Here is a 13,027-nt window from a genome sequence, read left to right on the forward strand (position 1 = left end):
GACCGCGACGAAAGGACGGGCGCATGACCGAGACGACGACGATCCCGGCGGAGGCCATCGCCTCCGCCGACCCCAAGGCCGCAGACCATGACCGCGCTGGCCTCTGCCAGTTCGTGATCTTCCACAGCGCCGGCGAGATGTTCGCCGTGCCGCTGGAACAGGTGAAGGAGATCATCCGCGTGCCCGACGTGGTGCGGATGCCGCTCAGCCCGCCGGCGCTGATGGGGCTCGCCAATCTGCGCGGCACGGTGCTGCCGGTGCTCGACCTGCGCCATCTGTTCGGCCTGCCGCCGGTGCTGAGCGACGACGCCAGCCGCGTCGTCGTGCTCGATCACGGCCACCCGGTCGGCCTGATGGTCGATCGCGTCGCCAACGTCGTCACCGTCGAGCGCGAGCGGCTGGAGCCGGTGACGCAGATCCAGGCGACAATCGACACCGAATTGCTCACCGGCATGATCAAGGAGGAGGACGGCCGCGGCATCGTCATGGTGCTCGACGTGTCCAAGTCGATCGGCCGCACCTTTGCGGCGCAGGACGCGGCGCTGTGCCTCGCCGATGTCGCCGGGCCGACCGCGCTGACGCTGGAGGATGACGCCGCCGACGGTGCCGCCGACGAGGACCAGTTGGTCAGTTTCGAGGTCGACGGCCAGGAATATGCCTTCCCGATCGGCGAGGTGCAGGAGATCGTCCAGCTGCCCGCCGCGATCACGCAGGTGCCCGGCACCCGCGGCCACGTGCTGGGCGTGACGACGCTGCGCAACCGGCTGCTGCCGCTGGTGTCGCTGCGCACGATGTTCGGCATGCCGGTGGAGGCGTTCACCGACGCCAACAAGGTCGTCGTCGTCTCGTTGCCCGGCGAGCGCGACGGCGAGGCGCTGTCGGTCGGCGTCGTGATGGACAAGGTGAAGGCGGTGCTGCGCGTCGAGCGCGCGCTGGTCGAGCCGGTGCCCGCCGCGCTCCATTCGCAGGACGGGCACAGCGATATCCGCGCGATCTGCCGCCTCGACGAGGGCCGTCGGCTGGTGTCGGTGCTGTCGGCGGACGCGATGTTCGACGTCGACGAATTGCGCGCGCTGCGCGCCACGCAGGGCGATGCCGGTGCCGCAGCGGACGGCGCCGCCGAAGGAGATGCCACGATGAGCGATGCAACGACCGAAGACGCGCAATATGTGATCTTCCGCCTGATGGGCGAGGAATATGGCGTGCCGGTCGAGGCGGTGCAGGAGATCGTCCGCGTTCCCGACCAGCTCACCCACGTTCCCGGCACCCCCGATTTCGTCGAGGGCGTCATCAACCTGCGCGGCACCGTGCTGCCGGTGATCGACCAGCGCCGCCGCTTCGACCTCGAAGAGGCGGCCCGGTCCGACCGCCAGCGGATCATGGTCTTCACCATCCACGGCCAGCACGTCGGCTTCATCGTCGACAGCGTGTCGGAAGTCGGCCGCATTCCCGAGGCGACGATCTCGGCGGCGCCCGATCTGTCGGGCAGCCGTGCCAAGGTCGTGCGCGGCGTCGCCAATCTTACCGCGCAGAACCGCATGATCCAGCTGCTCGACGTCGATTGCCTGATCGAGCCGGCGGCCGACGCGCTGCTGCCGCCGCACCAGCCGGCGCTCGCCGCCTGAGCCTGCCATGACCCGCGTCCTCGTCGTCGATGATTCCGCGCTGATGCGCCGCCACCTCGCCCAGCTCCTCCAACAGCAACCCGGCTTCGAGGTTCGCACCGCCCGCAACGGCGCCGAGGCGCTGGAACTCGTCGAGGCATTCGATCCTCAGGTCGTCACGCTCGACGTCAACATGCCCGAGATGGACGGCATCACCTGTCTGTCGCGGATCATGGTCGGCAGTCCGCGCGCGGTCATCATGGTCTCCTCGATCACCGCCGCGGGGGCAGAGACCACGTTGCAGGCGCTCAGCCTCGGCGCGCTCGACTTCGTGCAGAAGCCGGACGGCACGATCTCGCTGTCGCTCGACGAGATCGCCGTGCAGCTCGTCGCCAAGGTCAGGGTGGCGGCGGGCGCGCGGGTGCGCGGACGTGCGGGGATGGTCAAGCCGCCGCCCCCCGCCCCCACGCCGCCGCCCGCACGGATGATGAAGGACGGCACCACCGAGCCGGGCCTCGTCATCCTCGGCGTCTCGACCGGCGGCCCGTCGGTGCTCGAGACGATCCTGCCCGCACTCCCGGCCACGCTGCCGTGGCCGGTGCTGGTCGCGCAGCATATGCCGAGCAGCTTCACCGGCGTCTTCGCGCCCCGGCTCGATGCCTTGTGCGCGATCCACGTGCAGGAGGTGCGCGCGCCGACGCCGCTGCTCGGCGGCAACGTCTATATCGCGCGCGGCGACGCCGACATGATCGTCGCCCGCCGCGGCGGCGTGCTCACCGCAATGTCCGTGCCGGCCAGCGAACAGCATGCCTGGCATCCCAGCGTCACCCGGCTGGTCGAGAGCGCCGCCGAGCACGTACCCGCCGACCGGCTGATCGGCGTCCAGCTCACCGGCATGGGCGACGACGGCGCGGAGGCGATGGCGCGCTGTCACCGCCGCGGCATGCGGACGATCGCACAGGACGCCGACAGCAGCGCGGTGTTCGGCATGCCCCACGAACTCATCCGGCGCGCGGGCGCCAACCTCGTCCTGGCGAGCGACGCCATCGCCGGACAGATCGCCACCTGGCTCGCCTCGAACCGGCGCGCTCACGCGTCATAATCAACAGGATACGCACCGTGCCGCTGGTCAAAGCCCCTATCGATACCCCCGCCGAACCATCGTCCGCGGCGGCCTGTACGCTCGCCGATCTGGTCGATTTGCTCGCCTCGCCGAGCGGGGCGGATCGCCGCGCCGCGGTGCGCGGGCTGGAAGCACATGCCCACGGCGTCGCCCCGCTCTGCGCCCGCCTCGCCGAGGAGAATGCGCCGAGCGTGCGCGAGGCGATCATGGCGGCGCTGATCCGGCGGCGCTCGCCCGAGGTCGTGACGGCGCTGCTGCCGTTGCTGCGCAGCGAAGGCGCGCCGCAGCGCAATGCCGCGCTGGAAGGTCTCGCGGCGATGCCCGACGAGGTCGCGCCGCATGTCGAACAACTGCTGCGCGATGCCGACGACGACGTGCGCATCTTCACCGCGAACCTGCTCAGCGTGCTCCCGCATCCGCGTGCCGCCGCATGGCTCGTCGCCGCTCTGGACGACGCGCACGTCAACGTCTGCGCCGCGGCGACCGACGGGCTGGCGGAGATCGGCGACGAGACCGCCCTGCCGGCGCTGCTCGCTCTGCCCGACCGCTTCCCCGGCGACAGCTTCATCGCCTTCGCGGTGCAGGTCGCCGCGCAGAGGATCAACCGGTGCTGAGCGCCTCCAGATCCGCCGCCGCCGCCGCCGCGCCGCCACCGGGCGCACCGGCCATCACGCCACAGGATTACGCCAAGTTCTGCGAGTTTTTCTACCGCAAGACCGGCATGATGTTCAGCGACACCAAGGCCTATTTCGTCGAGCGCCGGCTGCAGGACCGTATCCTGGCGACGGGCAAGACGACGTTCCGCGACTATTTCACGCTGGTGCGTTTCGAGACGTCGGGCGTCGAGATGCAGCATCTCGTCAACGCGATGACGGTCAACGAGACCTATTTCTACCGCGAGGACTATCAGTTCGACGCTCTGGTCCAGCACGTCCTGCCCGAGATCGCCAGGAACCGTGCACCGGGAAAGCCGATCCGCATCTGGTCGCTGCCCTGTTCGACCGGCGAGGAACCCTATTCGATCGCGATGCAGATCCTGGAGAATTGGCCGCAGGCCGATGCCTATGACATCCAGATCCTCGCCTCCGACATCGACAGCCGCGTCATCGCCGATGCCCGCGCCGGCATCTACAGCGATCGCGCGCTCCATCGCCTCTCGGCGCAGCTCAAGGGCAAGTATTTCACGCCGCACGCCGAGGGCTTCCGCATCTGCGACGCGCTGCGCCAGTCGATCGACTTCACCGTCGTCAACGTGTCGGACGCGATGGCGATGCGCCGGTTCCGCGACATCGACGTGATCTTCTGCCGCAACATGCTGATCTATTTCGACGACGTGTCGCGGCGCGAGGCGGTCGAGACGCTCTACGACAGCATGCGCCCGGGCGGCGTGATCTGCCTCGGCCATTCGGAGAGCATGAGCCGCATCCAGTCGATGCTCGAACGGATGGGGGTCAACATCCGCGGCGATACGATACGGACGCAGAACGTCGCCGCCGTCTCGGTGACCGCAACCCTGCCCGCCTTCGCGCGCGCCGGCAGCACGATCGACGTGCAGATCGCCGCGATGGGCGACGCCACCAGTCTGCAGGGCGGCCTGCTGCTCGTCACCTCGCTGCGTGGACTCGACGGGGAGATCTATGCGGTCGCACAGGGGCCGCTGTCGGTGTCGGGCTTCCGCGCGCAGGGCGCCGCCGCCTCGATCAGCCGCGGCGTGACCACCTCGGCGCGCATCGCCGGCGGGGCGATCGTCGAACGCGAAGTACCCTATTCGCTGCGCACTGCGACGACGCTGAAGCTCGCGCTCAAGAACCCCGATTTCACCACCGCCTTTCGCATCGCCGAGGTGATCAACCGCCGTTTCGACCGCGTCGCGCGGGTGCTCGACCCCGGCACGATCGAGCTCGCGCCGCCGGCAGGCTCGGTGGATCACGTCATCGATCTGGTCGCGGGGATCGAGGAGCTGCCGGTCGAGGTCGACCTGCCCGCCCGCGTCGTCATCAACGAGGCGTCGGGGACGGTGGTGATGGGCGCCGACGTGCGGATCAGCCCGGTCGCGATCGCGCAGGGCGGGCTGACGATCAGCATCGCCGAGACGCCGGTCGCGTCGCAGCCCGGCCCCTTCTCCAACGGCACCACCGAAGTGCTGCCGCGTACCCAGATCGGGGTGAGCGACGGCAACGGCCGCGGGCTCGGCGTCCTGCACAATGCGACGTCGCTGGTGTCGCTGGTCGCCGGATTGAACGCTTTCGGGGTCAGCCCCCGCGATCTGATCACCGTGCTCCAGGCGCTGCGCACCGCCGGCGCGCTCCAGGCGGAAATCGAGGTACAATGATGAACAACAGTCTTTCCGCCGCTTTGCCCGCTGCGACGCCGCCGCCGCAGCCGATCCGCAAGGCCAACGATCCGGCGGCGACCGCGCAATCGTTCGAGGCGGTGTTCGTCGGTCAGATGGTGCGGATCATGATGGACACCGCGCCGTCGGACGGGCCGTTCAGCGGCGGCCATGGCGAGGAGATGTTCCGCGGCGTGCTCGCCGAGAAGATGGGCGATGCGATCGCACGACGTGGCGGCTTCGGCCTCGCCCCGGCGGTGCTCAACCAGATCATCGCCTTGCAGGAGGGCGGCGCATGATCGACCGGCTGACCGACGTGCTCGACTCGCTGCTGATGCTGATGGAGGAGGAGATGCGGCATCTGCAGGAAAGCCCGTTCGGCGCGGCGCTGCCCGAGCTGGCGGCGACCAAGGTGCGGCTGGTCGGCCAGCTCGAACAGATGACCGCCGCTTACGGGCGCAGCACGGTCGACTGGAACAGGTCGCTCGACGAGGCGCAACGCGCGCGGCTCGAGGAGCTGCTCGCGCGGCTGGAGCCGATCTCCGCCGCCAATGCCGCGGCGCTGGAGCGGCAGATCGATCTGTCGGTGGAAATGATCGGCGCGATCACCAGCGAGGCGAAGCGGCTCGCCGGGCGCGCCACCTCGACCTATGGTGCGCAAGGTCATCTGTCGCGATTCGATCCGACGATGCCGATCGCGATCAATTCGAGTTATTGAGCGCGCGCCGATGCTCGCCCGTCCTATCCCGTGCCGGATTGTGGTGGCGTCAGTCGAGCAGCACCGCGACGACGGTACCGACGTCGGCGGCGTCGAGCGTGTCGAGCTCGATCTCGCGGTCGGGATTGACGCTGTAGCCGATCATCCGGCCCTGGCGATCGAAAGTGACGACCAGCAGCCGCAGCCCGCCCGCTTCGCGCACGACGGCGAGCCCGCCGGAGGATGGGAAGCGGTCTGGATCGACCACCACGATCGCATGCGCGGGCAGCGCCGGCCCCAACGTCGCCCGGCAGACGCGCAGGCCGTAGCTGTTGAGCTGGGCATGGCGCGGCGCCTCGACGGTGCGGCCGACCGGCACGCGTTCGACCAGCCCGTCGGCGAGCGGCGCGCCGAACACCGGCACCAGCCGCACAATCGCGGTCTCGGATTGTTCGATCGCGGCAAGGACGGCGGCATCCACCCCGTTCGGCGACGTCGCGGCGGACGCGACGCGCGGCGGTTGCGCGGCCTTGACGCGGATCGCCGCCGGCTGGGCGGGATCGTGCAATTCCTCGCGCAACAGCGCGACGCGGGCGCGCGTCTTCTCGATCCGCGCCGCGCTGCTCGCCGCGGCGGGCAGATAGGCGCGCAGCGTGCCATCGGCATCGGCCCGCGCGACATGCGCGCGCAGGCTCTCCGCATCCGTGACGTCGAGCAACTGGCAGACCGCACGCACGGTCTGCGCGTTCCAGCGCCCGAGCGGCTTGTAGCCGTTCTCCAGCCGCGACAGGATCACCGGCGCGATGCCGAAGCGGCGTTCGACGTTGACGATCGACAGCGACCGGTCGGCATCGCGCTGCGCACGGATCGCCGCGGCGAGCAGCACCGCGAAGCGATCCTCGGCGATCTCCTCGTCGGTCAGGTCCTGCAATTCGGTCGCCCATGCGGCGATGTCGAACGCCGGATCGTCGATATCGAGCAACAGATCCTCGGGCGCGACGCGCATCGCCATCGCGATGCTGCGCAATTCGCTGGCCTTGGCGACGACCTCGCCGCGTTCGATCTTGGAGAGGCGCACATAGGGGATGTCCGGCAATACGGCCGACAATCCAAGCAGCCTGGCGAAGCCCTGTTGCTTGCGTAATTCGCGCACGGCATTGGGGAAGACGATCGAGCGATAGCGGTCGATATCCGGACCGTCAGCGCTAACCCCTTGTGCTGCCCCGGCTTCTTGCTCTCGGACACTGTCTGCGTGGCTCATCGGCGCAGCTTGTGCCCGAATGTGTGCGCGCTGTCGATCAGCGCTCACGGCCATTCCGGTGCGATTCCCGTATGATCGGGCACGGCAAACCGCGGCGCCCGATCATCAACCCGCGGTTCAGCCTGCCACGCCTAGCGCGACGGTGCTGCCGGAGACGAGGATGCGCGACCATGCCGACGAAGCCGACGCACGCCGCAACGATGAGCGCGGCGGCGGATCGCGACCGGCGGATCGATCACAGCCTGTCGGCGCTGCTCGTCCTGCAAGGCGTCACATTGTTCGTGGTCGTGCCGATGGCGCAGGGCTGGTCGTCCGGCCGCAGCCTGCTCGACGCCTGCCACCTCGCCTTCGCTTTCATCTGCGTCACCGTCTTTACCCGGAACCGGCTGTGGCGGGTGCTGCTGATCGTGTCGATCGCGTTGCTGACCGCATGGCCGGCATTCGGGCGGGTGGTGTCCGCCTCGCTCCAGCTCGACGCCACCGAGCAGCACGAGGCGATCGCGCTGGTCGCCTTCCTGTTCAACGTCGCGGTGACTGCGGTGGTCGCGCCGCACGTTTTCGCCGCCGGGCGGGTAACCGCGCATCGCATCCGCGGCGCGGTGCTGCTCTATCTCAACGTCTCGGCGTTGTTCGCGATCGCCTATGGCGCGATCCAGATGCATGCGCCGGGCGCCTTCGGCGGTAGCGGCTTCGATCCGCACAGCGCGACCAGCGCGAATGCCGCTTTCACCTATTTCAGCTTGGCGACGATCACCACCACCGGCTTCGGCGACATCGTGCCGGTGGCGCCATTGGCGCGCAGCCTCGCCAATCTGGAATCGGTGATCGGCCAGCTCTTCCCGGCGACGCTGCTCGCGCGACTGGTCGCGCTGCATCTTGCGCATGAGGACCGCGGCTAGCGCCGCGCGACTGCCGCCTCCACCCCCGCCAGCGCGGCACGACGCTGCGCGTCGAGCGCGTCGATCGTCGTCGCGGCGAGATCGAAATGCAGCTCGTGCATCTCCATGCCGGAACGATACCCCTCCGGCCAGACCGCGGTCAGCGCGAAGCCGCAGCGGCGGAAGAACGGCGCGACCAGCGGCGAGGTATCGACGGTGACGTAGCGGGTCGGCGGCTCGGCGTAGCGTGCGACGTGCGCCAGTCGCTCGAACAGCAGCAGCCGGCCGAGCCCGCAGCGGTGGAAGCGTCGCGCCGCCATGCCCCAATAGAGCAGCGCCTTGTTGTAATGGTCCCAGATCTCATAGCCGCCGAACGCCGCCGGGACGCCGTCGACGGTGACGACGAACCCCGGACCGTCGGGCTCGTCGAGCGTCTCCTCCAGCCAGCCGCGATCGCCGGCCCCGAAATATTCGGGCAGGTTGGAATCGAAGATCGCCAGCACCGCCGCCCGATCCGCGGCCTCGTAGCGGCGGACCGCGACCCGGCTCATGCCGCCGCCTGCCACAGCGCGACCGTCTCGATCGCCTCGCCATCGTCACGCGTCCAGCAGCGCGACATGCCCTCGCAGCGGGCGGTGGCGTGCACCGGGTCGATCACCTCGGTCTCGATCGTCTCCGGGGCGATGCGGCGCGGTTCGCCGACCAGCTTGGCGTGCGCTTCCTTGATCGTCCAGCGCCGCAGCCAGGCACGCGACTGAACGAGCGGGTCGAGCCGGCGCAGCGCGCGCCCTTCCCGTTCGGTCAGCATATCCCACAGGGGCGGCGCATCATCGACCAGTTCGCGATCGACCGCGATCGGCCGGGTGGCGGCGCCGATCAGGCAGTGCGTGCCGCGATGCGACAGGCCGACGTACCAGCCCGCCGGGCTCGCCACGCGCGGCGCGCCCGCGACGGTGCGCGCCAGCCGCACCTCCTCGACGCGCCGCCGCGCCAGCCGCGCGACCAGCGCCTGCGCGAGGTCCCGCCGCGTCGCCGCATCCTGCGCCGCGGCGCGCCACACCACCGGCGCCGCCCCGTCCCAGTCCAGCGCCGCCAGCGGCCCGTCGTGCCAGTGCGGCGTCATCCGCCGGTCGCGATCCGGGCGGGGCTGCCCTCCCAATTGGTACCGTCGGGCAGGGTCTCGCCCTTCATCACCACCGAAAGATCGCCCAATTGCGCGTCGGCGCCGATCTCCGCATCGTACAGCACGATCGCCAGCGAACCGATCGTCGCGCGGTCGCCGACGCGGATCGGGCCGACCTTCATCACCCGGTCCTCGAACAGATGCGTCTGGAGCCCTGCGAAGTCGTTGAGCGCGACGTCGTCGCCGATCGTCACCAGATCGTGCTCGGTGAGGTCGGTGGTGTCGATATAGCAGCGCTTGCCGATCTTCGCCCCCATCAGCCGCAAATAGACGGCGATCCACGGCGTGCCGCGCAACGGTTCGAGCAGATTCGCGACCGCGAGATTCTCGTAGGTCGCGGTTACCAGCTCGCTGCGCCAGACGAAGGTGCTCCACAGCGGCGCGGTGGTCGCCTGGTAGCGGCCGGCGACCAGCCATTTCAGCGCCAGCACGAAGCCGCCGCAGGCAAGACAGAAGCCGACGTAGAGGAACGGAAAGGCGAGGCCGATCACCAGCCCGCCGCGTTCGAGATCGTCGAGATCGCCGACCACCGACAGCAACAGGCTGAAGAAGACGAGGAAGGCGGTGAGCGACAAGGTGGTGCGCACCGCCTCGATCGACAGGCGCGTCGCGATCAGCCCGCGCGACGGGTTGAAGCGCGCGCCCTCGTCGAACATCGTCGCGACCTGTCGCACCGGCAGCTTGAACGCGGGCGAGCCGAACCAGGTGCTGCCGCTCTCCATCGCCAGCGCCGGGTTCTCGGGCGGCTTGGAGAGCACGCCGATCAGCACCTCGTCGCCGATCTGCGCGCCGCTCGGCAGCAACGCCGAATTGCCGATGAAGCTGCGCCGGCCGATGCGGGTGTGCGCCAGCTCGATCGTGCCGTGGCCGATCCGCGCCGCGCCGAAGATGACGGAATCGGCGATGAAGCTCTCCGCGCCGATCTCGACGAGGTCGGGGACGATCGCGCTGGCGGTGGAGATCTCCGCCCGCCGCCCGACCTTGACGCCCAATGCGCGATACCAGGGGATGACGTAGAGCGTCGCGAAGATCGGATGCAGCAGCCGCAACGCCAGATCGTTGATCTGCTTGACCAGCCAATAACGCACGTAGAACCAGCTATCGAGCGCATAGGTGGCGGGCGCGACCTTGCCGAGGATCAGCCGCTTCGCCGCGACGGTCAGCACGCACATCATCACGACATAGGTCGTCGCGAGGAACGGCGAGACGAGCACATAGGCGTAGCCGGTGGTCGCCCAGTCGAGCTCGATCAGCGCGATGAGCCCCGGCGCGATCGGCAGGATGGCGATGATCGGCAGCATGAACGCGCCGAGCAGCAGCCCGAGCAGGGGCCCGAGCGGTTCGCGCCCTCCCCGCTGCGGCCGCGCCGGAACGTCGCCGGCGAAGGCCGCGGGCGATCCGGTCCAGCGCTGCCGCGCCGGGATGACCGCATCGGTCGGCAATGCCGACATGTCGTCGAGCACCGCATCCTCGCCGAGCGTGGCGTTGCGCCCGACCACCGCCTGCGACCCGACGAACGATCCCGGCGCCAGCGTCACCGTGCCGAGGCGCAGCAGCCCGCGCTCGACCGAGCTGGTGGCGAGCACCGCCTGGTCGCTGATGATCGCATCGTCGCCGACGTCGAGCAGGTCGGCGGTATCGATGACCCCGGTGCCGATATGGACGCGCGCGCCGATCCTGGCGCCGAGCAGCCGGTAATAGCCGCGGATCATCGGCGTGCCCGCCAGATAGGGCGTGGCGGTGACGCCGATGATCCGCCGGATCAGCCACCAGCGGAAATAATAGAAGCCCCACAAAGGATAATCGCCCGCCTTGAAGCGGCCGACGATCAGCCATTTGAGCGCGATCGACAGGAACATCGACGCGATCGGCACGATCGTGAAGAACAGGGCGCTCAGCACGAGCGCGCTGATCCGGTCGACCCGCCCGGCGAGATGCGTATAGGCGATATAGGGCGAGAACCATTGCAGCCCGGCGAGCGTGTAGATCGGCAGCAGCGCCACCGTCTGCGCCGCGACGCACAGCCGCCGCTTCCACGCCGCGATATGGTGGAAGCTGTCCGCCTGCTGCACCGCGACCGCCGCGCTGCCGCCGACGCGCAGCGCCAGCGCGCGGATCGTCGGCGCGGCATAGACGTCCTCGAGCGACAGACCCTGCAACCCCGGCACCTTGCGCGCGGCGGAGACCAGCCGCGCGGCCTTGAGCGAATGGCCGCCGAGATCCTCGAACAGATCGTCGAGCACCGAGACGGGCTGCGGCGCGAACGCCTCCGCCCAGACGCGGTGCAACGTCTCCTCCATCGGTGTCGCCGGCGCGACGATCGCGCGATCGGTGGTGACGGTGATCGCCGGCTTGACCAGCGCCTTGCGATCGACCTTGCCAGAGGCGGGCAGGGTCGGCAGCGCGGCGAGCGTCTGATAGGCGGCGGGGCGCATGTAATTGGGCAGACGTTCGGCGACGAGCGTGCGCAGCCCGGCGAGATCGATCGTCTCGTTCGCGCGCGCGACGAGGAAGGCGGCGAGGAATTCGGCGCCGTCGTCATCGTTGAACAAGTGCACGACGACCTGCGCGACGCCCGGCCATTCGCCGATCACCGCCTCGATCTCGGCGAGTTCGACGCGGAAACCGCGGATCTTCACCTGCGTGTCGATGCGGCCGACGAAGTCGATGTCGCCCGCCGCGTCGAGCCGAACGAGGTCGCCCGACCGGTAGATCCGCTCGGGGCCGCCCGACACCGTGTCGAACGGCGTCATCGTGAACTTCTCGGCGGTGAGGTCGGGCCGGTTGACGTAGCCGACGCCGACGCCGGGGCCGCCGATGACCAATTCGCCCTCCTGCCCCGCCGGCACCGGCTGCAACGCCTCGTCGACGATCCACGCGGTATAGCCGGGCAGCGGCTTGCCGATCGTGATCCGCTGGCCGGGCTGCACCTCGGTCCAGGTCGCGGTGACCGAGGTCTCGGTCGGGCCGTAGGTGTTGAGCAGCCGCAGCCCCGGCCGGGCGAGCCGCCGCGGCAGGTCGGGCGGACAGGCCTCGCCGCCCATGTTGATGAGGCGCAGCGTCGGTACCGGATGCTCGACCAAAGCGATCAGCGACGGCACGACGTGCCAGATCGTCGCCCCCGCCGCGGCCAGCGCGATCGCGACGTCGGGGCCGCTGGTCGCGAGCGCCTCGGTCGCGACGAGTAGCCGCGCGCCGACGAAGAAGGCGCTCCACATCGTCTCCACCGACATGTCGAAGGCGAGGCTGAACCCGCCGAACACGATGTCGGCGGAGTCGAGCGCGAGAATCGCACTTTCCGAGCGGACGAGATGGCAGGCGTTGGCGTGGGTGATCATCACCCCCTTCGGCCGCCCGGTCGTCCCCGAGGTATAGATGATATAGGCGAGGTCATCCGGCACGCTGCCGGTCTGGTCGCGGCCGAGCGGACCGATCGGCTCGGCGGCGAGGTCGCCGAGCTCTGCGTCGATCGCCAGCGTCGCGCCGGCGATCGTCTCGGCGCGGCTGGTCACGGTGAGCGTCAGCGCGGCACCGCTGTCTTCGATGATATAGTCGATCCGGTCCTGCGGATATCCCCAGTCGACCGGCACATAGGCGGCGCCCGCGCGCAGCACGCCGAGGATCGCCATATATTGGTCGAGCCCGCGCGGCAGGCAGAGCACCACCCGGTCGCCGCGGCCGATGCCCATCGCGCGCAGCCGCTGTGCCAGCGCGAGGCTGCGCCGCGCCAGCATGTCATAGCTCCAGCTGGTGCTGCGGCCATATTCCTCGCTGGCGCCGATCAGCTCCAGCGCAACCGCGCCGCCGCTGCGCCGGCCGGTCGCGTCGAACAGTTCGTGCAGCAGTTCGTCGCGTGCATAAGGCTCTTCGGGGCGCAGCGCCGGGGCGGGCGCGATCGACGCCTGGATGGTGTGATCCGCCGGCGCGATGTCGGGAGTCGTCATAGAAT

The 13,027-nt window shown here is 69.5% G+C and carries 11 protein-coding genes and 1 pseudogene; 8 read left to right on the forward strand and 4 right to left on the reverse strand.

Annotated elements, in window-relative coordinates:
* Positions 1-23 precede the first annotated feature (23 nt).
* The 7 genes and pseudogenes from AC07U4_RS07580 (at position 24) to AC07U4_RS07610 (ending at position 5,777) form a co-directional block, all read left to right on the forward strand.
* Positions 24-1,625 carry a chemotaxis protein CheW gene (locus AC07U4_RS07580; protein WP_495194945.1) on the forward strand — a complete coding sequence of 534 codons (1,602 nt, stop codon included), beginning with the start codon at positions 24-26 and terminating at the stop codon, positions 1,623-1,625.
* A 7-nt stretch (positions 1,626-1,632) separates the two neighbouring features.
* Positions 1,633-2,706 (forward strand): chemotaxis-specific protein-glutamate methyltransferase CheB, encoded by a 1,074-nt coding sequence (cheB, locus tag AC07U4_RS07585; protein WP_495194946.1) that lies wholly within the window; start codon positions 1,633-1,635, stop codon positions 2,704-2,706.
* 17 nt (positions 2,707-2,723) lie between these two features.
* Positions 2,724-3,341 (forward strand): HEAT repeat domain-containing protein, encoded by a 618-nt coding sequence (locus AC07U4_RS07590; protein WP_495194947.1) that lies wholly within the window; start codon positions 2,724-2,726, stop codon positions 3,339-3,341.
* Positions 3,335-3,589 (forward strand): annotated as a pseudogene (locus tag AC07U4_RS07595) (hypothetical protein); the annotation flags it as partial. The gene AC07U4_RS07590 and the pseudogene AC07U4_RS07595, both read left to right, overlap by 7 nt.
* A 6-nt stretch (positions 3,590-3,595) precedes the next feature.
* The gene (gene flgI / locus AC07U4_RS07600) at positions 3,596-5,059 is read left to right on the forward strand and encodes a flagellar basal body P-ring protein FlgI (RefSeq protein ID WP_495195030.1); all 1,464 of its coding nucleotides are present in this window, start codon (positions 3,596-3,598) and stop codon (positions 5,057-5,059) included.
* Entirely contained in the window at positions 5,059-5,358 is a 300-nt protein-coding gene (locus tag AC07U4_RS07605) for a rod-binding protein (RefSeq protein WP_495194948.1), read from the forward strand. The genes flgI and AC07U4_RS07605 overlap by 1 nt, the downstream gene beginning before the upstream one ends.
* The gene (locus AC07U4_RS07610; protein WP_495194949.1) at positions 5,355-5,777 is read left to right on the forward strand and encodes a flagellar biosynthesis protein FlgN; all 423 of its coding nucleotides are present in this window, start codon (positions 5,355-5,357) and stop codon (positions 5,775-5,777) included. Before AC07U4_RS07605 ends, AC07U4_RS07610 begins: the two co-directional genes overlap by 4 nt.
* Positions 5,778-5,826: 49 nt before the next feature.
* Here the strand turns inward: AC07U4_RS07610 and AC07U4_RS07615 are convergent, their stop codons facing one another.
* Positions 5,827-7,017 carry an XRE family transcriptional regulator gene (locus tag AC07U4_RS07615; protein ID WP_495194950.1) on the reverse strand — a complete coding sequence of 397 codons (1,191 nt, stop codon included), beginning with the start codon at positions 7,015-7,017 and terminating at the stop codon, positions 5,827-5,829.
* Between the two features lie 170 nt (positions 7,018-7,187).
* On the opposite strand from AC07U4_RS07615, the gene AC07U4_RS07620 reads away from it, so the two are divergent.
* The gene (locus AC07U4_RS07620; RefSeq protein WP_052075578.1) at positions 7,188-7,916 is read left to right on the forward strand and encodes a potassium channel family protein; all 729 of its coding nucleotides are present in this window, start codon (positions 7,188-7,190) and stop codon (positions 7,914-7,916) included.
* Here AC07U4_RS07620 and AC07U4_RS07625 read toward each other — a convergent pair.
* Genes AC07U4_RS07625 through AC07U4_RS07635 form a run of 3 tightly spaced genes read right to left on the reverse strand, consistent with a single transcriptional unit; the run spans position 7,913 to position 13,022 of the window.
* The gene (locus AC07U4_RS07625; RefSeq protein WP_137898968.1) at positions 7,913-8,446 is read right to left on the reverse strand and encodes a GNAT family N-acetyltransferase; all 534 of its coding nucleotides are present in this window, start codon (positions 8,444-8,446) and stop codon (positions 7,913-7,915) included. The two genes, AC07U4_RS07620 and AC07U4_RS07625, sit on opposite strands and share 4 nt — an antisense overlap.
* On the reverse strand, positions 8,443-9,018 hold the full coding sequence (locus tag AC07U4_RS07630) for a 4'-phosphopantetheinyl transferase family protein (protein ID WP_495194951.1): 576 nt from the start codon (positions 9,016-9,018) through the stop codon (positions 8,443-8,445). Before AC07U4_RS07630 ends, AC07U4_RS07625 begins: the two co-directional genes overlap by 4 nt.
* A complete protein-coding gene (locus tag AC07U4_RS07635) occupies positions 9,015-13,022 on the reverse strand; it encodes a Pls/PosA family non-ribosomal peptide synthetase (protein ID WP_495194952.1) in 4,008 nt (1,335 codons plus the stop codon). The genes AC07U4_RS07630 and AC07U4_RS07635 overlap by 4 nt, the downstream gene beginning before the upstream one ends.
* Positions 13,023-13,027: the final 5 nt, after the last annotated feature.

The sequence above is a fragment of the Sphingomonas sp. GW821-FHT02B09 genome (assembly GCF_059421875.1).